Annotated in this window: 24 protein-coding genes and 2 riboswitches; of the genes, 11 read left to right on the top strand and 13 right to left on the bottom strand. The window is 35.7% G+C overall.

Annotated elements, in window-relative coordinates:
* Positions 1-19 precede the first annotated feature (19 nt).
* Positions 20-316 carry a DUF3784 domain-containing protein gene (locus tag BAMA_RS03280; protein WP_034635907.1) on the top strand — a complete coding sequence of 99 codons (297 nt, stop codon included), beginning with the start codon at positions 20-22 and terminating at the stop codon, positions 314-316.
* Between the two features lie 62 nt (positions 317-378).
* On the opposite strand, the gene BAMA_RS03275 is transcribed toward BAMA_RS03280, so the two are convergent.
* The 6 genes from BAMA_RS03275 to BAMA_RS03250 all read right to left on the bottom strand — a co-directional run bounded on the left by BAMA_RS03275 (position 379) and on the right by BAMA_RS03250 (position 5,561).
* On the bottom strand, positions 379-657 hold the full coding sequence (locus BAMA_RS03275; protein ID WP_034635906.1) for a hypothetical protein: 279 nt from the start codon (positions 655-657) through the stop codon (positions 379-381).
* A gap of 449 nt (positions 658-1,106) precedes the next feature.
* A complete protein-coding gene (locus BAMA_RS03270; protein WP_034635905.1) occupies positions 1,107-1,637 on the bottom strand; it encodes a 1,2-dihydroxy-3-keto-5-methylthiopentene dioxygenase in 531 nt (176 codons plus the stop codon).
* On the bottom strand, positions 1,609-2,253 hold the full coding sequence (locus BAMA_RS03265; protein WP_034635904.1) for a methylthioribulose 1-phosphate dehydratase: 645 nt from the start codon (positions 2,251-2,253) through the stop codon (positions 1,609-1,611). The genes BAMA_RS03270 and BAMA_RS03265 overlap by 29 nt, the downstream gene beginning before the upstream one ends.
* Entirely contained in the window at positions 2,250-2,909 is a 660-nt protein-coding gene (locus BAMA_RS03260; RefSeq protein WP_034635903.1) for a 2-hydroxy-3-keto-5-methylthiopentenyl-1-phosphate phosphatase, read from the bottom strand. The genes BAMA_RS03265 and BAMA_RS03260 overlap by 4 nt, the downstream gene beginning before the upstream one ends.
* A complete protein-coding gene (gene mtnW, locus BAMA_RS03255) occupies positions 2,906-4,150 on the bottom strand; it encodes a 2,3-diketo-5-methylthiopentyl-1-phosphate enolase (RefSeq protein ID WP_034635902.1) in 1,245 nt (414 codons plus the stop codon). Before mtnW ends, BAMA_RS03260 begins: the two co-directional genes overlap by 4 nt.
* 64 nt (positions 4,151-4,214) lie before the next feature.
* A riboswitch (SAM riboswitch) is annotated at positions 4,215-4,320 on the bottom strand.
* 14 nt (positions 4,321-4,334) lie between these two features.
* Positions 4,335-5,561 (bottom strand): pyridoxal phosphate-dependent aminotransferase, encoded by a 1,227-nt coding sequence (locus BAMA_RS03250; protein WP_034635901.1) that lies wholly within the window; start codon positions 5,559-5,561, stop codon positions 4,335-4,337.
* A 99-nt stretch (positions 5,562-5,660) separates the two neighbouring features.
* Between BAMA_RS03250 and BAMA_RS03245 the strand changes: the two genes are divergently transcribed.
* The 3 genes from BAMA_RS03245 (at position 5,661) to BAMA_RS03235 (ending at position 8,149) form a co-directional block, all read left to right on the top strand.
* Positions 5,661-6,449, top strand: a complete 789-nt coding sequence (locus tag BAMA_RS03245; RefSeq protein WP_034635900.1) for a carbon-nitrogen family hydrolase — start codon at positions 5,661-5,663, stop codon at positions 6,447-6,449.
* Between the two features lie 64 nt (positions 6,450-6,513).
* A riboswitch (SAM riboswitch) is annotated at positions 6,514-6,656 on the top strand.
* A gap of 87 nt (positions 6,657-6,743) precedes the next feature.
* Positions 6,744-7,928 (top strand): S-methyl-5-thioribose kinase, encoded by a 1,185-nt coding sequence (gene mtnK, locus BAMA_RS03240; protein WP_034635899.1) that lies wholly within the window; start codon positions 6,744-6,746, stop codon positions 7,926-7,928.
* Between the two features lie 68 nt (positions 7,929-7,996).
* Complete coding sequence (locus tag BAMA_RS03235; protein ID WP_034635898.1) at positions 7,997-8,149, top strand: YvrJ family protein; 153 nt, start codon at positions 7,997-7,999, stop codon at positions 8,147-8,149.
* A gap of 39 nt (positions 8,150-8,188) precedes the next feature.
* Here BAMA_RS03235 and BAMA_RS03230 read toward each other — a convergent pair whose 3' ends face one another.
* From BAMA_RS03230 to BAMA_RS03215, 4 genes are all read right to left on the bottom strand, one after another.
* Entirely contained in the window at positions 8,189-8,965 is a 777-nt protein-coding gene (locus BAMA_RS03230; RefSeq protein ID WP_034635897.1) for a 3-hydroxybutyrate dehydrogenase, read from the bottom strand.
* Between the two features lie 403 nt (positions 8,966-9,368).
* Positions 9,369-9,986: an ImmA/IrrE family metallo-endopeptidase gene (locus BAMA_RS03225; protein WP_034635896.1), complete on the bottom strand. Its 618-nt coding sequence runs from the start codon at positions 9,984-9,986 to the stop codon at positions 9,369-9,371.
* Between the two features lie 183 nt (positions 9,987-10,169).
* Entirely contained in the window at positions 10,170-10,415 is a 246-nt protein-coding gene (locus BAMA_RS03220) for a hypothetical protein (RefSeq protein ID WP_034635895.1), read from the bottom strand.
* Positions 10,416-10,455: 40 nt separating this feature from the next.
* Positions 10,456-10,863, bottom strand: a complete 408-nt coding sequence (locus BAMA_RS03215) for a hypothetical protein (protein WP_034635894.1) — start codon at positions 10,861-10,863, stop codon at positions 10,456-10,458.
* 506 nt (positions 10,864-11,369) lie between these two features.
* Here BAMA_RS03215 and BAMA_RS03205 point away from each other — a divergent pair.
* The 3 genes from BAMA_RS03205 to BAMA_RS03195 all read left to right on the top strand — a co-directional run bounded on the left by BAMA_RS03205 (position 11,370) and on the right by BAMA_RS03195 (position 13,554).
* On the top strand, positions 11,370-11,660 hold the full coding sequence (locus tag BAMA_RS03205) for a DUF3928 family protein (protein ID WP_034635892.1): 291 nt from the start codon (positions 11,370-11,372) through the stop codon (positions 11,658-11,660).
* A 132-nt stretch (positions 11,661-11,792) separates the two neighbouring features.
* Positions 11,793-12,242 (top strand): NUDIX hydrolase, encoded by a 450-nt coding sequence (locus BAMA_RS03200; RefSeq protein WP_034636236.1) that lies wholly within the window; start codon positions 11,793-11,795, stop codon positions 12,240-12,242.
* Between the two features lie 136 nt (positions 12,243-12,378).
* Positions 12,379-13,554: an acetyl-CoA C-acetyltransferase gene (locus BAMA_RS03195; RefSeq protein WP_034635891.1), complete on the top strand. Its 1,176-nt coding sequence runs from the start codon at positions 12,379-12,381 to the stop codon at positions 13,552-13,554.
* 36 nt (positions 13,555-13,590) lie between these two features.
* Here the strand turns inward: BAMA_RS03195 and BAMA_RS03190 are convergent, their stop codons facing one another.
* Positions 13,591-14,319 carry an AAA family ATPase gene (locus BAMA_RS03190; protein WP_157405944.1) on the bottom strand — a complete coding sequence of 243 codons (729 nt, stop codon included), beginning with the start codon at positions 14,317-14,319 and terminating at the stop codon, positions 13,591-13,593.
* A gap of 149 nt (positions 14,320-14,468) precedes the next feature.
* Here BAMA_RS03190 and BAMA_RS03185 point away from each other — a divergent pair, with 149 nt between their 5' ends.
* The 3 genes from BAMA_RS03185 to BAMA_RS03175 all read left to right on the top strand — a co-directional run bounded on the left by BAMA_RS03185 (position 14,469) and on the right by BAMA_RS03175 (position 15,708).
* On the top strand, positions 14,469-14,657 hold the full coding sequence (locus BAMA_RS03185; RefSeq protein WP_034635889.1) for a hypothetical protein: 189 nt from the start codon (positions 14,469-14,471) through the stop codon (positions 14,655-14,657).
* A gap of 1 nt (position 14,658) precedes the next feature.
* A complete protein-coding gene (locus BAMA_RS03180; protein WP_034635888.1) occupies positions 14,659-15,174 on the top strand; it encodes a GNAT family N-acetyltransferase in 516 nt (171 codons plus the stop codon).
* Between the two features lie 78 nt (positions 15,175-15,252).
* Positions 15,253-15,708: an RDD family protein gene (locus BAMA_RS03175; protein ID WP_034635887.1), complete on the top strand. Its 456-nt coding sequence runs from the start codon at positions 15,253-15,255 to the stop codon at positions 15,706-15,708.
* 291 nt (positions 15,709-15,999) lie between these two features.
* Here the strand turns inward: BAMA_RS03175 and BAMA_RS03170 are convergent, their stop codons facing one another.
* Positions 16,000-17,097: an ABC transporter ATP-binding protein gene (locus tag BAMA_RS03170; protein WP_034635886.1), complete on the bottom strand. Its 1,098-nt coding sequence runs from the start codon at positions 17,095-17,097 to the stop codon at positions 16,000-16,002.
* 180 nt (positions 17,098-17,277) lie between these two features.
* On the opposite strand from BAMA_RS03170, the gene BAMA_RS03165 reads away from it, so the two are divergent.
* Positions 17,278-18,954 carry a glycoside hydrolase family 13 protein gene (locus BAMA_RS03165; RefSeq protein ID WP_034635885.1) on the top strand — a complete coding sequence of 559 codons (1,677 nt, stop codon included), beginning with the start codon at positions 17,278-17,280 and terminating at the stop codon, positions 18,952-18,954.
* A 122-nt stretch (positions 18,955-19,076) separates the two neighbouring features.
* Here the strand turns inward: BAMA_RS03165 and BAMA_RS03160 are convergent, their stop codons facing one another.
* Positions 19,077-20,837 carry an alpha-glycosidase gene (locus BAMA_RS03160; RefSeq protein WP_034635884.1) on the bottom strand — a complete coding sequence of 587 codons (1,761 nt, stop codon included), beginning with the start codon at positions 20,835-20,837 and terminating at the stop codon, positions 19,077-19,079.
* Between the last annotated feature and the right edge of the window lie 190 nt (positions 20,838-21,027).

Below are 21,027 nucleotides of genomic sequence, written 5' to 3'. Positions count from 1 at the left end.
AGGTTGGTGGAGAGGTGAAATGATTGCTGGATTTGTTGTATGTGGTATTGTAAGCTTCATCATGTTCCTTTTCGGTTATTTGATTTGGAAGAAAAAGCATTTGCACTTGATTGCTGGTTATAATGAAAAAGAATTTACAGGGAATAAAGAAAAGCCGGCGAAAGTTGCGGGTATGTTTTCTATATGTATAGGGATATTGACTTTTCTTTTGCCTTTTGGACTAGAGTTCATTGGTGAGTTTGTAGGTGTTTTCTTTGCTATTATTGTTGCATTGTCAACAATAGGAGTTATTATCTATATGAATTTGATACAATAAAAAAAGTCCTCAGCTGAGGACTTTTTATGTTAGAGAGTAATTGATTAGTGGAAGTTCGTATATTAAGAAAGACCAGAAGCGCGGCGGGATCTTTTTACTGGGAAAGGAATAACGGCAGCTAATTCGTTATGAGAAGATTGTTTTGAGCGAGCATGACGGAATATATATAATGCAAAAAGAATCCCAACAGGAATTGCACCGTAAAAGCTAAATAATAAAGCGCTTACAGAAGATGCGACAAAACCAATCATACCAATTTCTAATTCTTCCATAAAAGCACCAATTATTGCAGGAATAGCTCCAAATAAGACACCGATCAGAAGCGATACAATAAGTTCCATATTACTCCTCCTCTTATCGTAAACTTAACTATTTCTTTTATTATTTGTATTGTAACACAATTTAAACAGAATTTTCAGAAAAAGTTCAAAAAAAGTTCAAAAAGTTGTAAAAAAATATTCAATAAATAGCTTGACTATTTTCGGAAATAAATATTCTTTATAAAACATAAAAAATAGGCTTATTTTCAAAGGGGGAAAATAAGCCTGTTCCATAAGAGAATGTATATATGTAGAAGCGAAGAGAAGGAAAGAAAAAGGGGATCGATTCCTTCTCTTCAACTGACTACCAAAATTATTTTGAATCTTCGAGTAGAGGATAAAGTGAAACTTCACTCAGTGGAGGTTTTCTCCATCCCTCACTGAGTGTCAGCCCGACCAATCGGGTTTTTACGGGCTGTTAATCTCTCACCTAAACTTCTCTGAATCCTCTAAGTTTTGAGGTGGGAGTCTTACAGCCCGCAAATAGCGGGATAAATGGGAACCCATCCTTCTGTTGTAACGAAAATACGAACTGCCACGACTTGGCGATCTTCTTGTAATGTGAAATAATGTCTTGTATTTTCGGGAACAGATATGAGGTCACCTGGTTCAAGTTCCACATCAAAAAATGTACCATCTTGCCCTTGAATCGCGAAAATACCGTGGCCGCTAACGATAAAGCGAACTTCATCATCTGTGTGATGGTGTTCACGTTTAAAGTTTACGAGTAAATCATCTAAGTTTGGTGTTGCAACAGATAAAGAAATGACATCACTTGCTTGATAACCGCGGCGTTTAGAAACATCTGCAATTTCTTCTGAAAATATTTGGAGAATCTCATGTTTTTCTGCATCTGTTAAAGCGTAGTTATCTATTAAATGAATAGGTAGTTTTGTAATGTCCCACTTTTCATATAAAACACCTTCATTTTGTAAAAATTGTTGTACTTCTTTTTCTGTTTCAATACGAGTGTTAACTTCGTGAATACGAATTTGCGCCATGTGGAACGCCTCCTTGAATAGATAATAGTTTTAAATGAAATTGAAATAAAAATTCATATGCTTCTAATCTCTTTTTTGTATCAAAGCTATCTTTTCCCCATACAGTAATGCCATGGTTTCGTATTAAAATGGCTCCTGTGTCTCCATTAATATGCTTTTTAAATTCTACGCCAAGTTTAGGAATATGAGCATGATTTTCAATGATAGGGATTGTAATAGAAGCACCTTCTTCCCATATGTTCAACGCTTTAATAATTTCTTGATTAGCAAGGGTGACTTCTGATTCATACAAATTTGTAATGACGTTATTATCAGTTGTATGAACGTGTAATACACAGCCAGCTGTTGTTTCGTTATAAATGTGTGTATGTAGCAATGTTTCGGCAGAAGGACGTAAATCTGTTTCTAGAACAGGGATCCCAGCAGCATCTACTAATAAGAAATCATCTGGTGTTGTTTTTGTTTTATCTTTTCCACTCGCTGTTACAAGAAAGGTGAGCGGATCATTGCTTACTTTAATTGAGATATTTCCACTTGTTGCAGGAAACCAATTACGGTTTGTAAGTTCTTTCTTTAAATTACTTAGTTCTTGCCATTGCCGGAATAGCTGCTTCATTTTGTCACCTCCAATAATTGCTGTAGTTCAAGATTTATATCATGGAACGTTTCAAACGGTGTATATGGAATTCCATGTTCTTCGCATTTTGTAATTAAAAAATCACGCGCAAATACTTTGTCAGCCAGTTTTGCAGCTTGTAAATCCGTAATAGAATCACCAATGACGATTTTATAGTCATGTTTTGAGCTTAGCTTGCGAATGAGAGTCGGTTTGCATAGGCCACATTGATTGTTACAATGTTTATCGCAAGTGTGAGGCCAGTTTACTTGAATGGTGTCGCTAGAAAAATCAGTCGCATTACAGTAAATTTGCTGTCGATCAACGAGACCACTAAGCGTTGGATGGACAAAGAAATCCATGCCACCTGATACGATATAAAGTGAGATATGGTGCTCTTTTGTAAATTTTATAAATTCTTGAAAACCTGGACGAATAACTAAAGTTTCATCAATAAACTTAATAATGTCATTTCTTAAGTTGGTGGATAACAAAGAAAATAGTTTTCCTACACCTTCTTGAATTGAAAGTTTTTGAGATAAAATTTGATTTTTAATTTCTTCTGCTTCTTGTGGTCCAAATTGTTTCATAATGGCGATAATATTATCGTTTTTTGTAATTGTGCCGTCAAAGTCACAAAAGATTTGAATGCTCATGATTTCACCTCTTGTGATGGATTTCCCCATAATTTGAGGGCGCTTTGTAAAAATGAATTGTTTATTTCATGAAGTGGTAGTCCTTGTAATGTCCCATCAATTGCGGCGCGGAATGCTTTTCCACCGCCTTGTGCACCTGATGGATGTCCGTGAATACCACCACCAGCATTAATTACACACTGTTTGCCAAAGTCTTGAATAAGCATTGGGACAAGACCAGGGTGAATGCCGGCTGATGGAACAGAGAACGTTCTCTTAAATGGTTCGTTTTCATCCGTTAAAGCTTTTGCAATATGAAGTGCTTCTTCTTTTTCAAGAGCTACTGTGCCATACGGAGATGGGAAAAGTGAAAAGTCAGCACCGGCATAACGCAGTAATTTCCCTAGTAGTAAAGAAGGTGAAAATCCATATAATTGTGACGAGACGAAAGTACCACTTATCGCTGGATGTGCCATGATGGGAACAGAAATATCTTCATCTTCTGCTAATGATTGCAATACATCGAGTCCGTAAGCAAACACGTTAAACAATAGTACATCAGCACCAGCTGCAGCGGCTTGTTTTGCTTTTTCTTTCAAATCGTACGTACGACCAGTTAAATTAACGGCATATAGTGTTTTGTGTCCATACGTTTCATAAACGGATTGTAAAACTTCTTTTCCAGCTCGAATGCGCTCTGAGAATGGTGTGAGTGAATTTTCAAATAAAATCTCATCATCTTTTACGATATCGACGCCGCCAATCGCTTGGTCACGAAGTTGTGTTTTTAAGTAGCCGATATTTCTTCCGAGCATGCCTTTAAAAATACTCATGAGAAGAGGGCGGTCATGAACTTGTAACACATTGCGAATATGATCAATACCAAATTTCGGACCAGGAAATTGTGCTTTTATATTATCTGAAAATGTTAAATCTAGTAGTTTGATTTCGCCATCTAGTGATAATTTCCCAAATGTCGTTGTCAAAATAGCAGGTAGGTCATGACTAAAATTAACGGCTGGATAATGAATTTTAATAATGCCACGTGTTACTTTTTTTCCAAGGTAAATATTTGTTTGTTCATTTTCTTGTAAACTTTCTATGTGAACAACTGTTCCCTTATACTGCTTAAGCTGTTCTTTTAATACGTGAGGTAAATGTGTCCAAGAACCAATCGTGAGTCCAAGGGCAATATTCTCCGCTTTTTTGATTAAATTGTGTGAATCATCATGTATCAAATAAGTTGCTGTTATTCCACTCATTTTTCTAACCTCCTAGTTCAATAAAAAAACCTCTCAGCTAAGGAGAGGTTTTTTAAGAACCAGCTCCTTATCTGTCAGCATAATGCTGCAAGAATTAGCACCGTGTCTACAATTGTAGATCGGTTGCCGGGCTTCATCGGGCTCGTCCCTCCACCTGCTCTTGATAAGAAGAATTTGGAATTTTTTATTTTTTCGATATCTGCATTTTGACAGAGTTTTTTTCTGTTGTCAACGACTTTTTGAAAATTTTTAATTTTTCAATTCGAGTGATTGCTTCTTTTAGTCGTTCTTCTGTATGTAAAAGACCAACGCGAATATAACCTTCACCGTGTTTGCCAAAGCCTATGCCTGGTGCAACTGCTACGTGAGCCTGTTCAAGTAACAAATCAGCAAATTTTTCTGATGTGTAGCCATCTGGAACTGGAAGCCACGCGAAAAAGGAACCTTTTGGAGCTGTAGCTTTCCATCCAATTTCATGACAAGCTGTAATAAGCGCTTGGCGTCTCGATTCATAACGGCTAACGAGTTCTTCTACGCAAGTTTGTGGGGCTAATAATGCTTCACGAGCGGCTTCTTGTACTGCACCAAAAATACTCACATACATATGGTCTTGTAGTAAATTAATCGTTTCAATCACACTTTCATTACCAACGGCAAAAGCGATGCGCCAACCAGCCATATTATATGTCTTTGACAATGTATAAATTTCAATACCAGTATTCTTTGCTCCATCTGTTTGTAAAAAGCTAACTGGTTTTTTGCCATCAAAGCCAATAGCACCGTAAGCAAAGTCATGAACAACTAATATATTATTCTCATTTGCAAACGATACAGTTTCTTCAAAAAACTGAGGTGAAGCGATTGCCCCAGTTGGATTATTCGGATAGTTTAAGAACATCATTTTTGCCTGTTTTACATCTTGTTCATCTAGTTTTGTATAGTCTGGAAGAAAGTTGTTTTCTTCTAACAAAGGCATTGTTTCAAATAATGAGTTAGCTAAAGCGATGCCTGATAAGTAATCTGGGTATCCAGGGTCAGGGACAAGAATCCTATCTCCTTCGTCTATGAAGCAAAGTGGTAATTCAACAAGTCCTGCCTTTCCTCCAAATAAAATTGCAACTTCTGTTTTCGGATTTAACTGAACACCATATTCACGTTCATAAAATATGGCGACAGCTTCTTTTAAGCTTTCGTGTCCACGAAACGGTGGATATTTATGATGAAGCGGTTCTTCAGCTGCGTGCTGAAGGGCTTTTATAATATGCGTTGGGGTTGGTTGATCTGGATTTCCTTGCCCTAAATTAATTACGTCATGACCTGCTTTTACTGCTCCATTTACCTTTGCAACAAGAGATGCGAAAAATTGTGTTGGTAAGGATGTGACAGTCTTAGAAGGTTTGAAATGTTTCATTCTTTCCACCTCTTTAGAAAATTGTTACAATTCTAGTGACCAATGATATAATCTTTCAAACTATTTGTAAAGAGAAAATAAAAGGGGGTAGGGAAAGCTATGAAAGTTGCTTGCATTCAAATGGATATTGCATTTGGAGATGTAAACAAAAATATAGAGCATGCTGAGAAAAAAATAAAAGAAGCGATGATTGCAAAACCAGATGTCATTGTTTTACCTGAATTATGGACTACTGGATATGATTTGAAGCGTTTATCTGAAATTGCAGATCAAGATGGACAATCATCAAAAAGGTATCTCTCCAGATGGGCAAAAACATTTCGGGTGAATATTGTAGGTGGATCAGTTGCAAAGCAAACGAACGAAGGAGTAACGAATACAATGTATACGTATAACCGAGAGGGGGAACAACTTGCAGAATATAGTAAAGCGCATCTTTTTCAGCTTATGGATGAACATAAGTATTTAATTGCTGGAAATGAAACAGGTCATATAGACTTAGAGGGTATTCCTTGTGCTGGAGTCATTTGTTACGATATTCGTTTCCCGGAATGGATGCGTGTTCATACGACAAGTGGAGCAAAAATACTTTTTGTTGTCGCAGAGTGGCCACTCGTTCGTGTGAAACATTGGCGTTTATTATTACAAGCACGTGCAGTGGAAAATCAATGTTACGTTGTTGCATGTAATCGCTCTGGAAGTGATCCTAATAATGTGTTTGCTGGAAACTCGCTTATTATTGATCCGTGGGGAGACATCGTAAGCGAAGCAACGGAAGAAGAAACAATTTTATTAGGCACAATTGATGTACAGAAGGTTGGAGAGGTGCGTAAAGGGATTCCAATTTTTATGGATTGCCGCTCGGAATTATATAACAAAAAATATTGACAAATTGATTTTATGTTTGATATATTCAACATCAGAAACTGAAAAATTCAGATAAATTCATAAACTCTTATCAAGAGCAGGTGGAGGGATTTGGCCCGATGAAACCCAGCAACCGACCGTAATACCATTGTGAAATGGGGCGTGTTTACGCCTAGTAAGGCACGGTGCTAATTCCAGCAGAAAGAATAGCTTTCTGACAGATAAGAGGGGAGAAGTGAAACTTCAAACCTCTTTCGGTGTAGAAAGGGGTTTTTCTTATGAGGAAAGCCCTAATATGTTTAGGGGGAGAAGAAGATGGGATATCAACCATTAACAGAAAAAACAGCGGTTTTATATGCGAGGCAGCATGATTATTTTACAGAAAATGAAGAAGTAACATGCCGAGAAATTGGAGATGGAAATTTAAATTATGTTTTTCATTTGCAAAGCAATCATCAAAGTTTAATTATTAAGCAAGCACTCCCATATGCAAAAGTAGTTGGAGAAAGCTGGCCTCTTTCGCTAAAGCGTGCAACGATTGAGAGTAATGCGTTGCAAGTGTTTGCAAAGTATGTGCCGCAATATGTACCAAAAGTATACAGTCATGATGAAACGTTAGCGATTACGGTAATGGAAGATTTATCATCATTTACAATTGCAAGAGTGGGTCTCATTAAGGGAGAAGAGTATCCACTTTTATCACAGCATATCGGTTCTTATTTAGCTCATACTCTCTTTTATACATCTAACTTTGGGTTATCTGCAGAAAAAAAGCGTGTACTTGAAGGGGAATTCGTTAACCCTGACCTTTGCAAAATTACAGAAGATCTTGTGTTTACAGATCCATTTTCAAATAGTGAAACAAATGAATATGAAGAGGAGTTACAAAGTGCGGTGGATGAACTGTGGTGTGATAAAAAAGTGAAGCTACAGGTTGCACAGTATAAATATAAGTTTTTAACGAAAAAAGAAGCGCTTATTCATGGGGATTTACATACAGGAAGTATATTTGCAACAAGAGATGAAACGAAAGTGATTGATCCCGAATTTGCAACATTTGGTCCGTTTGGCTTTGATTTAGGCCAATTCATTGCAAACTTATTACTAAATGCACTGTCACGTGAAGAGAAGAATCGTGCTGTACTATTCCATCATATTGTGCAGACATGGACAGTGTTTGTAGAAAGCTTTACTAAGCTATGGATGCTTGAAGGGGTAGAATCGTATACGAAAGAAAAACAGTGGCTGCCAATTGTACTTCGAAATATTTTTATAGATGCAGTTGGATTTGCTGGGTGCGAAATAATTCGCCGAACAATTGGCCTAGCGCATGTCGCAGATTTAGATGATATTCAAGATAAAGAACGTCGTTTAGAAGCAAAACGCCAAGCATTGCAGGTTGGTAGATTATTGCTTCTTCATCATACAGAATGCGCCGATGCAAGACTGTTTCAAGTTTTATTTGAGAAAGGAACCGTAGGGAAACAACTAAATATATAATTAGAAAACATATTATTTACCACACTCTCTCATTTTCGCTTATTTATAAGAAGAAAGGAGGAGGGAGTATGGAAGAGTGGGTATCCGTTATTGGTAATGTTGGATTTCCAATTGCTGTTACACTGTACTTACTACAACGTATTGAAAGTAAGTTAGATAGTGTAATTGTTGCAATTGAAAAATTACCACAACAGATGAAGCAATATGGAACTCCAGAGTAAAGAAACGGATTGTGCGACGAAGCACAATCCGTTTCTTTTTTACTGGGCTGTATAACCACCATCAATGACAACTGCTTGTCCTGTAACGCCTTTTGTTGTTTCACTTGCTAAAAATAAGGCATAGTTTGCAATTTCTTCTACTTGTAAGAGACGTTTTTGTGGGACGAGCGGATAAATCACTTCTTCTAATACATGTTCTAGCGGAACGTTACGAGTTGTTGCTAAATCTTGTAATTGATTACGAACGAGTTGGGTATCTACATAACCAGGGCAAAGTGCATTTACGGTAATGCCATGCTCGGCCCCTTCTAATGCTGCTACTTTTGTTAATCCAATAACACCATGTTTTGCACTATTATAAGCAGATTTTCCTGCAAATCCAACTAAACCATTAATAGAAGCAATATTAATAATGCGGCCGTATTGTTGTTTTTTCATAATTGGAAAAGCGTGTTTTATGGCAATAAACGGAGCGATTTGCATAATTTTAATAAGTAATTCAAATTTTTCGGTAGGGAATTCTTCAATTGGTGAAACGAACTGCATGCCAGCGTTATTGACTAATATGTGAAGTGCGCCAAATTGCTGTACAGTTTTAGAAATAGCATGTTTAATTTCTTGTTCTATAGTTACATCGCACCGTAGTCCAATAGCCTTATAGCCCTCATCTTCTAATTTTTTTGCTGCCGCTTTTGCAGATTCTTCTAATCGATCCGTAATAACAACGGTAGCTCCTTCTTTTGCAAATGTTTTTCCAATCTCATAACCAATCCCACTGGCCGCTCCTGTTAATAAAACAACACGACTTGTAAACATGTTTTATCATCTCCTCTAAAAATCGGATCTTATATAGTTTTATTTATAGAAAGAGGGGGGAGATTCCTGCAAATAGTTAGGAGAACCAATCTTGTTAAACAAGATTGGAGGAGGATTTGGATTATGTCGACAAGTCAAATGTTAAAGGGAATCCTAGAAGGCTACATTTCAAAATAAAAAAGTGAAGGAGTTCTCTGTCATATATGTATCATGGTTTATCCTTCCAGCTGTATTACTATACGAGTTTAGAAGAGACAGTATGGACAGTGTTTGGCAACTTTTTTTCTTATGGTATTTTAATTGTCTTGATGATAATAGATAGAAGAAGAGAAAGAACTATTAAATAGCAATTGGAGTTTTGTTTATAGATGAACATACACGTATTTAAAAGTAGCCATAATAGCTACTTTTTTTCTTCTCTCAATAGGCTGCTTCTCAAAGCTAATTTTCGCTGCATCGCTGTTAATAAAGAATCAATTGGTGAATGATCAGGGTGGGGAACGATATAATGCATAAGGTTTGTGGCAGAAGGATGATGTTCAGAACCATTAGGACAGTGCGGATCGGCATGTGTTAATTTTCCTTGTTCTCTGCGGGTAAATAAAATATGACCAATTTCATGAGCTAATGTATATATGTTTCGTTTTGAAGCAGCAGCATTTGTTAGTACAATGTAACCTGTTATTTTTTTGTTAATTGCTAAAGAATATGCACATGCGATGACATTATTTTCTTGAAAATACTGACTACCAATATAGCAAATATAAACATCACAGTTTGGAGAAAGAGAGGAGCATTCTTCAAAAAAAGAAGTGAGCTTTGGTTGCGTTTTCATTGGAGACATGTAACTAATTTCTGCATTATGAAATCGATATGTTTCATCTAGTATAATGACATCTTCAATATGAAATGAAATAGGGTGCCAAATATATTCAGCTAGAGCAATTTCTTTGGCAATTCGATCGTCCGCCATTATTGTTCCAGGAGTAATGCAAATACATACATTGATGTAAGGTCGCATATGATTTCACCTCGGAATTTAAGTAAAAGAGGAAAGTAACTATATAAATTCATTGTTATTTTCAGGTAGCTAAGTTACTGGCATGTAGATTGTTTTTTATGTTATATGAGATAGGAAAAAGGCTTACCAGTCACAATATATGGTTAGCTGCTCTCTCCTATCTAAAAAATAGATTTTATAACATTACTTATTTTTTCGAATAAAACTTGAAAAATCTTTCATATTCGAGAGTAGGTCAGGGAAGGAAGCATCTTTACCAAGTATGTGATTATAGTTTGTTAACATATGTGTAAATTGTTTATCTGTAATCATCCCACTTGTATGCCAATAACACATCATTGCGTAAGCAAGGGAACTTGTGTCGACATTGACATGGACGTTGACATGGGAATTCCCACTGTTTTCAACATTGGAATTGTTTCCTTCCATTATAACCCCTCCTTAATACAAATAGGCCACTTTCGGCAGCCTATTCTTGATTTGTATTTCCTTGATTGTGTTGTAATTGTGCTTGAGCTGCATTCCCTAAGGCATTTGTTAAAAATGGAAGAAGCGCTACTAGTAATTGGTTTGTTACATCATTACTATTATTATTTGTATTTTTTGTACTAATGTTGCCTGATTGGTTTCCTTGTGATGGCATCTCTGTACCTTCGTTACTTTGTGTCTCCGAAGTGGAATGTGCATCAATTGCGGAGTCTATATTTAAATTCACATGGGAATTTCCACTGTCCGTTACTTGAGCAACGTTATGATTACGCGTTTGTCCTCTCGGTGATGTTTCGGTTTCCTCTTGAGCTGCAGATTGGAAACTTGTGGTTTCAGGTGGCGGAGATGATCTGCGCCGAGAACGTTCTTGTGGATATGAAAAAGACAATTTGAACCTCTCCTTTATGCATAATAATCTGTGAAAAATGAGCATTTTTCTATCTTGTACTTTTTTCAATTCCGCATTACACGGAATAAAATTGTTTACAACATACTGTATGTAAAGGAGAGAAGATATGTGTATGGGTGGGTGCCTAACATACTGCATTTTGGAGTTTCCTTATATCCGTATTTATACACATTTCACTGGAGTTCCAAACCGTTAAGCCAATGTGGTGTAGGAAGAACAGAGAAATGCTCTTATTTTATAAGGCATACGGTAGAAAAAGAAGGTGATAGGTACTCTACTGTATGGTTAAATACTCTTTGGCATTTTAAAAAAGGTTTTATGGCATTTTCAAAATAGATTTATATAATAATTATGATGATTGTTACTGGTTTATGTATAGTTATGATTTGCTATGGAAAATAGGTACGAAGAGTCGAAAAGTATTCAAAGTTCGACATATTTCCTGCTATTCTTTTTGATATAGTAAAAAGAAAGGGGGATGAAATATGTATACTTTTAAAATTGTGTCAGAGCGTGAAGCAGTATATCAATTTGCAAGTTATGTAAATATGGTACAAGGAGTAAAAGAAGTGTATGTAGAAGCAGGAGATACATTATATGAAAAGCAGTTTATGAAATTTTACGTTTATATTTCGATGAAGGAAGATTATGAAACTGCAAAAGCAATGAAAGAAATCGCCCGATTAGTAGAGTTAGGTCGTTTTACATATGTCCATTATCGTGATGAAGAGATAGAAAAAGCGTTTGAAGCGGTAAAATTGGAAAATTATATATAGGTTGTTTTTTAAAAGCGCTATCTAAGATTTTAGAACTGCGCTTTTTTTATGGAAAGGAAGCTGTTATTTATTATATGTAAATAATGAAGAGAGTTTGTTATGATGGAGGAGAGTAAGAAAGGGGAGTTACAAATGGGGTATATTGAGGAACTAAGAAAACAGGTTGGGACAAAGCCGATTTTATTAGTTGGTTCGGCTGTGATTGTTTTAAATGAAAAGCAAGAAGTATTATTGCAATTACGTTCTGATACACATGACTGGGGATTGCCAGGTGGTGCAATGGAGCTAGGGGAAACAATTGAAGAAACAGCTAGGCGTGAATTGTTGGAAGAGACAGGGTTAATAGCAAATACATTGCAATTTCTAGGAGTTCTTTCCGGGAAAGAGTTTTACTATAAGTATCCAAATGGAGATGAAATTTATAATATTATTAATGTTTTTCAGGCGCATCATATAAGTGGAATGATGACTCATGATTATGAAGGGGAAGAATTGAGATACTTTCCAATAAATAGATTACCAGTATTAAATGAAACGACTAACAAAATATTACATAAGTATTTGTATACATTAACAGAATGAACTGAATTTTACGATTTTTAAATGTATAAATTTTTTGATTTTTTAATTTATTAGTAGTATGATAGATATAGACATACATCTTATGGAATTTCACCTAAAAACTTACTAGGATACATAAGAGAGGAGCAAGTACATCATGCGCAATGTAGTTATTACAGCGGCAGTACGTTCCCCAATTGGAACATTTGGAGGGGCACTTAAAAATGTGACACCAGTGCAGTTAGCAGTTCCAGTTCTGCAAGAGGCAGTAAAACGCGGCGGAGTAGATCCAAGCGAAGTAGACGAAGTAATTTTAGGGCATTGTATTCAAAGAACAGATGAAGCAAATACAGCGAGAACGGCTGCATTAGCAGCAGGGTTTCCTGATACTGTTACAGGTTATACAATTCAGCGTCAATGTTCTTCTGGCATGCAAGCAATTATGTCAGCAGCAATGCAAATCCAGTTAGGTGTAAGTGATATCGTTGTAGCAGGTGGTGTAGAAGCGATGAGCTCCAGCCCTTATGCATTAAAGCAGCATCGCTGGGGACAACGTATGCAACATGGAGAAATTCGCGATATGGTGTGGGAAGTGTTAGAAGATCCGATTCACCATATTATGATGGGTGAAACAGCAGAAAATCTTGCTGAACAATATGAAATTTCTCGTGAAGAACAAGATGAAGTGGCATTAAGAAGTCATCAACGTGCTCTTCAAGCAATTGAAGCTGGCTATTTTGATGAGCAAATTGTGCCAATTACAATAAAAGAACGTAAAAAAGAAGTTGTATTCTCAAAAGATGAGCATCCACGTGCAGAGGTTACACTAGAAAAGTTAGCAGGTTTAAAAGCAGCTTTCCGTAAAGGTGGAACAGTAACTGCTGGTAATGCGTCTGGTATTAATGATGGAAGTGCAATGCTAGTACTTATGAGTGAAGAAATGGCGAAAGAAAAAGGATTACAGCCACTAGCAAGAATTGTTGGCTATTCTGTAGCAGGTGTAGATCCAAAAGTTATGGGTATCGGACCAGCGCCAGCAATTCGTAAAGGTTTAGAGAAAGTAAATTGGTCAGTAGAAGATGCTGATTTACTAGAAATAAATGAAGCATTTGCTGCTCAGTACTTAGCGGTCGAAAAAGAGCTAGGTTTAGATCGTGAAAAAGTAAATGTAAATGGTAGTGGTGTTGGTCTTGGGCATCCAATTGGATGTACAGGAGCACGTATTACAGTAAGTTTAATTCATGAATTAAGAAGAAGAAAGTTAGAAAAAGGAATTGCTTCTCTATGTGTCGGTGGTGGCATCGGGGTAGCGTTGTTTATAGAGGCATTATAAGTTAAAAAATAGCTAGCATATGCTAGCTATTTTTTATTATGACTGAAATAAATGATGGAATAAACGGTCTTTATTATCAAAAAAGAGTTTCATTGTTTGATAATGTTCAGTCTCTTCAAGAGTGACTTCTCGCATACCATCATGTTCTAAATAATAAATTCGTGAATTTGGATATGCCATTAAGATTGGTGAATGTGTGGCGATAATAAATTGGGAATTTTCATCTACAAGTTCATGCATACGGGTTAGCATCGATAATTGACGCATCGGTGATAACGCGGCTTCAGGCTCGTCCAAAATATATAAACCATTTCCTGAAAAGCGGTTCATAAATAAAGAAAAGAATGATTCACCGTGAGATTGTTCATGCAGTGATTTTCCGCCGTATGAGTCCCAAGCCATAACTTTATCGACATAAGAGGCGACATTGTAAAATGATTCTGCACGTAAGAAGAAACCATCATCTGGTTTGTAAGCACTTTTAATTAATCTTAAATACTCATGTAAGGAAGAATGTGAATCGTGTGTTGAAAAATTAAAGTTTTTCGTTCCACCTTCCGCATTAAACCCAGAAGCAACGGCAATTGCTTCTAATAAAGTTGATTTTCCTGTACCATTCTCACCAATAATGTAAGTTACTTTTGGATGAAAAGATAATGAGTCTAAAGATTGAATGACTGGTAAGGAAAAAGGATAAGAAGAAAATGAATAGATATCTTCTTTTTTTAATGCAACTTCTTTTAAATACGAATAGTTGTGTTCCAAAATCTTAACCTCAATTCGTTTATTTTATTATATTTTATCACATTCTTTCAGTTTTTTTATGTAGCTTATCTACCATGTAGGAAGAGAAAACAGGAATTATGTTATTTTATAACGAATGTATAGGGACATTAGTGATGGAGGGATTAGAAATGGAGAAAAAATGTTATAGCTGCGGATGTGAAGAATTTCAAATAGGAACGATAGCAACACATACAGAAAATGAAGTGATGATATTTACTCAAGCGCTTGCAGAGGTGCAAGTGTGTGTAAAGTGTGGTGCTATACTTACAATAACAGGAGAACACCCTCATTATAAAAGAGTGAAGGAGCAGTATTGAAATGAGAATTGTGAAAGCAGCTGAACATCATATACAAGAAATTGCAAAGGTGCATGTTGATAGTTGGAAAGAAACATATAATACTATTGTAAATGCAGAAGCTATTCAAAAGAAAACATATAGAAAAAGAGAAGAATTATGGCAGCGAATTATACAGGAAAATCAATCAATTACGTATGCGGCAAAAACAAATGATGGGAAGATTGTTGGTTTTATAAATGGTGGAAAAGAAAGAACAGGTACATATGATTATGATGCAGAAATATACGCAGTTTATATTTTACAAGCATACCAAGGACAAAAAATAGGGAAAAAGCTTATACATACAATTACAGGGAAATTATATGAACAAGGACATCGTTCTATAATGGTGTGGGTCATAGAGAATAACCCATCAAAATACTTTTATGAAAAGTTAGATGGAAAAAGTATCGATAGAAAGTATTTGGATTATTTAGGTGTATATGAAGTTGCTTATGGCTGGAATGATATGAAAGTGTTGTTCAAAAAAGATTAACAATACGTGATGTTTACAACCCTTTTTAGTCATGTTACGATGGGACAAGTAAAGTAGGACAGAAGGGATCGACAGAATATGAAACTAAAGATGCATCGTCCAGCGGTAGTAATGAACCGTATAGGTGCTTCCATTATAGATATGTTTCTAATATCTATTTTATATGGCGTTATTGTTGCGATTGCAACTGGGAGATATAGTGCAATGTGGAAACGATTTAATATAAGCTTAGGTGATTACCGTTACGATTTTGCGCTTGTCTTTTTATTAATGGCTTTTTATTTTATCGTCGTTCCGCTAGTGTGGAACGGATGTACAGTTGGAAAGAAAATAACACGTACAAGACTTATATCGTTAACAAATGAAACAGTAACCTTTAAAATATTAACATTGCGTTTTTTTGTACTACTAATACCAAACGTTTTATTGCTGGGAATGCCATCGTTATGTAACGTATATATGATGCTATTTAGAAAAGATAATAGTGGATTTCATGATTTAGTAATGAAAACGAGAGTCATAAGTGTTATATAAAATGCAATTTTAACCAGTGGGAGATTCATTCGATATTGGTTGCTAACCTGTTACTACAGGATAAAAGAGAAGGAGTAATCTTTCTCTTTTTGCATTTATGTAAAAATATTTTTTCGGTTTATATAAATTTTCACAAAATTCGATAAATTAAATTGGTATAATGTAATTTATATAGGACAGGCATTCTCCTATATAGTACCCTCCATTTTTCGGCGCGCCTGAGGAAGGCGTGCTATTTTTTGAAAAAACCGCCCTACTTTACAGTGTGGGCGGTTCATTTTTTATCACGCATTAACGAATATGTTGTTCTGTCTTTATATCAAAGAAATGTGCTTTATTCATATCGATAGCAAGTTCAATTTTTTCACCATTTGTAAATGTATGTCTTGCATCAAGGCGGGCAGCGATATCTTGGTCCCCGATTTTCATATATAGTATAGACTCAGCACCTAATAGTTCAGCAACTTCAATTTCTGTTGTGAACTTTGTTTCTTGTGAAGCTTCTAAAAATAGTAATTCATCATGAATATCTTCTGGGCGAATCCCTAAAATTACTTCCTTATTTACGTAATTTTGCTCACGAAGTAATTTCATTTTGCCTTCGGATACTTTAATTTTTGTATCGTTTATAACAAAGTATTCTTCTGTTAATGTACCTCGTAAAAAGTTCATTGCTGGTGAACCGATAAAGCTACCGACAAAAACGTTTTCTGGTGTTTCGTATACTTCTTTTGGTGTACCAATTTGTTGTATCTTTCCGTCTTTCATAACAACAAGTCTTGATGCCATTGTCATTGCTTCTGTTTGATCGTGTGTTACATAAATTGTTGTTGTACCAAGACGTTGGTGAAGCTTAGAAATTTCAGAGCGCATGGCCACGCGTAATTTTGCATCTAGGTTTGATAGCGGTTCATCCATAAGGAACACTTTTGCATCACGAACAATTGCACGTCCTAACGCAACACGTTGTCTTTGACCACCAGAGAGTGCTTTTGGTTTTCTTTCTAAATATTCTTCAAGTCCTAAAATACGTGCTGCATCTTTTACGCGTCGGTCGATTTCTTGTTTATCTATTTTACGAAGTTTTAAACCGAATGCCATATTATCGTAAACGCTCATATGAGGGTAGAGCGCATAGTTTTGAAAGACCATGGCAATATCGCGATCTTTTGGAGGAACATCATTCATTACACGTCCATCAATTGAAAATTCTCCTTTTGAAATGTCTTCTAACCCTGCAATCATGCGAAGTGTTGTTGATTTTCCACAACCTGATGGACCGACAAATACGATAAACTCTTTATCTTGTATATGTAAATTGAAATCGGTTACAGCAGTTACATTGCTGTCGTATATTTTATAAATGTTCTCTAACTTTAGCTCTGTCATGGTTTTGTCCTCCCGATAAAAAGTATGCAAACGTTTTCTTAGCGTTCATTATAAACGAATCTATGAAAAAAGGAAATAAAAATGCTATAAAAAAATAAAACGTTTTCATTCTTCTTAAAGTTTGCTATCATTCATTAATGAAAACGTTTGCGCCTAAATTAAAAGAAATGAGGGAGCAAGATGAACAAGCAATGGTGGAAAGAAAGTGTTGTATATCAAGTGTATCCGCGTAGTTTTATGGATAGTAATGGAGATGGGATTGGAGATCTTCGAGGTATTATTACAAAACTTGATTATTTAAAAGAGTTAGGAATTGATGTGATTTGGTTATCACCTGTTTATGAATCACCAAATGATGATAACGGTTATGATATTAGTGATTATCGTAAAATTATGGACGAGTTTGGAACAATGAATGATTGGGAAGATCTATTAGCTGAAATGCATAACCGTGATATGAAACTAATGATGGATTTAGTTGTAAATCATACATCTGATGAACATCATTGGTTTATTGAATCAAAGAAGAGCAAAGAAAGTCCATATAGAGATTACTATATTTGGCGTTCTGGTAACGAGGGGAAAGAGCCAAACAACTGGGCATCATGCTTTAGTGGATCAGCTTGGAAGTATGATGAAATAACAGATGAATATTTCTTACACTTATTTTCAAAGAAACAACCAGATTTAAATTGGGAAAATAAAGATGTTCGAAATGAAATTTACGATATGATGAAGTTTTGGTTGGATAAAGGAGTTGACGGCTTCCGCATGGATGTCATTAATTTCATTTCAAAAGAAGAGGGATTACCAACTGTTCAGACGGAAACAGATGGATATGTATCTGGTCATGAATACTTTATGAATGGCCCCAAAATTCATCAATATTTAAGAGAGATGCATGAAGAAGTTTTATCAAAATATGATATTATGACTGTTGGAGAAATGCCTGGAGTAACAGTAGAAGAGGCACAGCTATATACAGCAGAAGATAGAAACGAGTTACAAATGGTATTTCAATTTGAGCATATGGACTTAGATGCCGGGGAACATGGGAAGTGGGATGTTGTTCCTTGTCCATTGCCGAAATTAAAGAAAAATTTAACGAAATGGCAAAAAGCTTTAGAGCATAAGGGCTGGAATAGTTTGTACTGGAATAATCATGATCAGCCTCGTGTTGTATCACGTTTTGGTAACGATACGACGTACCGTGTAGAATCTGCAAAAATGTTGGCGACAGTTCTTCATATGATGAAAGGTACACCGTATATTTATCAAGGAGAAGAAATCGGAATGACAAATGTTAAGTTCGCTTCGATTCATCAATATCGTGATATTGAAACGCTTAATATGTATCGAGAAAAGGTAATTGAAAACGGTGAGAATGAAACTGATGTGATGCAGTCAATTTATACAAAAGGCCGTGACAATGCTCGTACGCCGATGCAATGGGCTGATAGCGAACATGGTGGATTTACAACGGGTAATCCATGGTTACAAGTGAATCCAAACTATAAAGAAATTAATGTGCAAGCAGCACTATTAGACCAAAATTCTATTTTTTATTACTATAAAAAATTAATCGAACTTCGTAAAAAGCATGAAATCATTGTATATGGTACATATCATTTGTTACTAGAAGATGACCAAGCTATTTTTGCTTATGTGAGAGAATGGAATGGTGAAAAATTACTTGTTGTCGCAAACTTTACGGATGAAAATCATATATTTAATATGCCGGAAGAAGTGACGTATCGTAGTTATGAATTGTTAATTCATAACTACATTGTAGAAGAGCATGAAATGAAAGAGATTTCTTTAAGACCATATGAAGCAAGAGTATATCGTTTACAATAAAGTGAAACTAACACTCGGTCGGGGATGGAGGAAACCCCTACTGAGTGAAGTTTCACTTTATAGCTCGCAAATAGCGGGATAAAAATAAAAAGGGCCTTGCATGATGTGCAAGGCCTTTTTTATTACCATTTTAAAATGGTAAATCCGTATGCTGGAAGTGAAACTTGTAGTGATGACGCTTCTGCGGAAAATTCGTCACCAGTGTAGAGGTTTATAATTTTTTTTCCGGAAGCATTGATTGGTATTTTTACAGAGATTTCAGCACTAGTTGGATTTAAAGCGATAAAAATTGTTTCTTTTTCGTATGTTTTTACATAAGCGATATAATTTTTGTCTGTATCTGTTTCTAAAAACTGAAATGCGCCATGGCCGCCAAATGCTTTATATCGTTTTCGTAATGAGATTAATGTTTGTATATGCTGGAATAAATTACGGTCTTGTTTTTCTTCATCCCATTCCATGCATTTTCGGCATTCTGGATCCATTCCACCGTTCATCCCAATTTCATCGCCGTAATAAATACAGGGAGAACCGAGGAATGAAAGCTGAAAGGTATAGAGTAGTTTTACTTTATGCTTATTTCCATTACAAATTGTTAAAATTCGCGGTGTATCGTGACTATCTAATAGATGGAAGGCTACTTCATTTACATTTGCTGCATAGGAATGAAGTGCTTCTGTAATTGTTTCTTTAAATTCATTTGCACATATGTTTTCATGGGCAAAGTAAGAAAGAAGGGCGTTTGTAACAGGATAACTCATTACTGCATCAAATTGATCTCCTTGTAACCAAGGAAGAGCATCATGCCAAATCTCACCTAAAATATAAACATCTTTGTTAATTTGTTTTATTTCCTCTCGAAACTCTCGCCAAAAGCTATGATTAATTTCATTTGCAACATCAAGGCGCCAGCCATCGATATTGAATTCGCGTACCCAGTAACGTCCAACTTCAAGTAAATATTGTTTTACTTCTTCGTTTGCTGTGTTTAATTTTGGCATGTACGGTGTAAAAGCAAATGTATCATAGTTTGGCATAGGCTCTGTTATAATTGGAAATTCATGAATATGGAACCAGTCTTTATAGCGGGACGCTTCGCCCTTTTTTAATACATCCTGAAATTTATCGAAAAAGTAGCCGCTATGATTAAATACAGCATCTAGCATAACTTTAATTCCATGTTTATGGCATGTGTCTACTAGTTCACGAAACGTTTCTTTCGTTCCGAACTGTGGATCAATTTCCATATAATCAATTGTGTCATATTTGTGATTAGAATATGCTTTGAAAATAGGTGTAAAATAAATGCCACTTATCCCAAGTTCGACAAGGTGGTCAATATGATTTATCACGCCGGCAAAATCGCCGCCAAAAAAAATTTCCGAAGTTGGGGCAGTACTCCCCCATGGTAGTGTACCTTTTGGATTACAAGCTTCATCTCCATTTGCAAAACGTTCAGGGAAAATTTGATACCAAACAGTATCTTTTACCCAAGTTGGAGCAGTGAAAACATCTTTTTTATGTAGAAATGGTAAACAAAAATAGTAAGCGATATCGTGAGTAGGTGGCTCGCCAAAAAACCCACGCTCTGTATAGACGAGAGATTCTGCATCGTTTTGTAATAAGAATCCGTAACGTAATCGTCTAAACTTTGGTTCGATTGAAATGAACCAGTAATCAAATAGTACAGTGGATCCACTTTTTATCATTGCTGTTTTTGAGAATGACCATGCTCCATTTTCCCATGCATAAGGGTCTCCATGTAGTAAAAATACTTCGTTTACGTCATTCTTTTTTGTACGTAAACGAATATGTATCGTTTTTTCGTTGTAAGCGTATGCATAATTGTTTTTTGGACGGTGATAAATCGCCTCTTTTAGCATATATGATTTCCCCCTTATGTATCATTAAGAACCAAATGTGTTTGCAATCGGTTTCATTGTACTGTTTATAAGGATAGTATTCCTTATATAGAAAATCAATGAGTATATAAGGAGAATTTTGAAAAAAGTTCGAACGAAATAGAGAAAATATTTGCAAAAGGAAAAAAACGATGTATAATGATAGTCAAAT

Source organism: Bacillus manliponensis, assembly GCF_000712595.1.
Lineage (GTDB): Bacteria > Bacillota > Bacilli > Bacillales > Bacillaceae_G > Bacillus_A > Bacillus_A manliponensis.
This window is presented reverse-complemented; position numbering and strand designations above follow the sequence as displayed.

Bases quoted from the DNA above. Each gene is read 5' to 3' on its own strand.
- BAMA_RS03280 (WP_034635907.1), top strand. From the start codon at position 20: ATGATTGCTGGATTTGTTGTATGTGGTATTGTAAGCTTCATCATGTTC.
- BAMA_RS03275 (WP_034635906.1), bottom strand. From the start codon at position 657: ATGGAACTTATTGTATCGCTTCTGATCGGTGTCTTATTTGGAGCTATT.
- BAMA_RS03270 (WP_034635905.1), bottom strand. From the start codon at position 1,637: ATGGCGCAAATTCGTATTCACGAAGTTAACACTCGTATTGAAACAGAA.
- BAMA_RS03265 (WP_034635904.1), bottom strand. From the start codon at position 2,253: ATGAAGCAGCTATTCCGGCAATGGCAAGAACTAAGTAATTTAAAGAAA.
- BAMA_RS03260 (WP_034635903.1), bottom strand. From the start codon at position 2,909: ATGAGCATTCAAATCTTTTGTGACTTTGACGGCACAATTACAAAAAAC.
- mtnW (WP_034635902.1), bottom strand. From the start codon at position 4,150: ATGAGTGGAATAACAGCAACTTATTTGATACATGATGATTCACACAAT.
- BAMA_RS03250 (WP_034635901.1), bottom strand. From the start codon at position 5,561: ATGAAACATTTCAAACCTTCTAAGACTGTCACATCCTTACCAACACAA.
- BAMA_RS03245 (WP_034635900.1), top strand. From the start codon at position 5,661: ATGAAAGTTGCTTGCATTCAAATGGATATTGCATTTGGAGATGTAAAC.
- mtnK (WP_034635899.1), top strand. From the start codon at position 6,744: ATGGGATATCAACCATTAACAGAAAAAACAGCGGTTTTATATGCGAGG.
- BAMA_RS03235 (WP_034635898.1), top strand. From the start codon at position 7,997: ATGGAAGAGTGGGTATCCGTTATTGGTAATGTTGGATTTCCAATTGCT.
- BAMA_RS03230 (WP_034635897.1), bottom strand. From the start codon at position 8,965: ATGTTTACAAGTCGTGTTGTTTTATTAACAGGAGCGGCCAGTGGGATT.
- BAMA_RS03225 (WP_034635896.1), bottom strand. From the start codon at position 9,986: ATGCGACCTTACATCAATGTATGTATTTGCATTACTCCTGGAACAATA.
- BAMA_RS03220 (WP_034635895.1), bottom strand. From the start codon at position 10,415: ATGGAAGGAAACAATTCCAATGTTGAAAACAGTGGGAATTCCCATGTC.
- BAMA_RS03205 (WP_034635892.1), top strand. From the start codon at position 11,370: ATGTATACTTTTAAAATTGTGTCAGAGCGTGAAGCAGTATATCAATTT.
- BAMA_RS03200 (WP_034636236.1), top strand. From the start codon at position 11,793: ATGGGGTATATTGAGGAACTAAGAAAACAGGTTGGGACAAAGCCGATT.
- BAMA_RS03195 (WP_034635891.1), top strand. From the start codon at position 12,379: ATGCGCAATGTAGTTATTACAGCGGCAGTACGTTCCCCAATTGGAACA.
- BAMA_RS03185 (WP_034635889.1), top strand. From the start codon at position 14,469: ATGGAGAAAAAATGTTATAGCTGCGGATGTGAAGAATTTCAAATAGGA.
- BAMA_RS03180 (WP_034635888.1), top strand. From the start codon at position 14,659: ATGAGAATTGTGAAAGCAGCTGAACATCATATACAAGAAATTGCAAAG.
- BAMA_RS03175 (WP_034635887.1), top strand. From the start codon at position 15,253: ATGAAACTAAAGATGCATCGTCCAGCGGTAGTAATGAACCGTATAGGT.
- BAMA_RS03170 (WP_034635886.1), bottom strand. From the start codon at position 17,097: ATGACAGAGCTAAAGTTAGAGAACATTTATAAAATATACGACAGCAAT.
- BAMA_RS03165 (WP_034635885.1), top strand. From the start codon at position 17,278: ATGAACAAGCAATGGTGGAAAGAAAGTGTTGTATATCAAGTGTATCCG.
- BAMA_RS03160 (WP_034635884.1), bottom strand. From the start codon at position 20,837: ATGCTAAAAGAGGCGATTTATCACCGTCCAAAAAACAATTATGCATAC.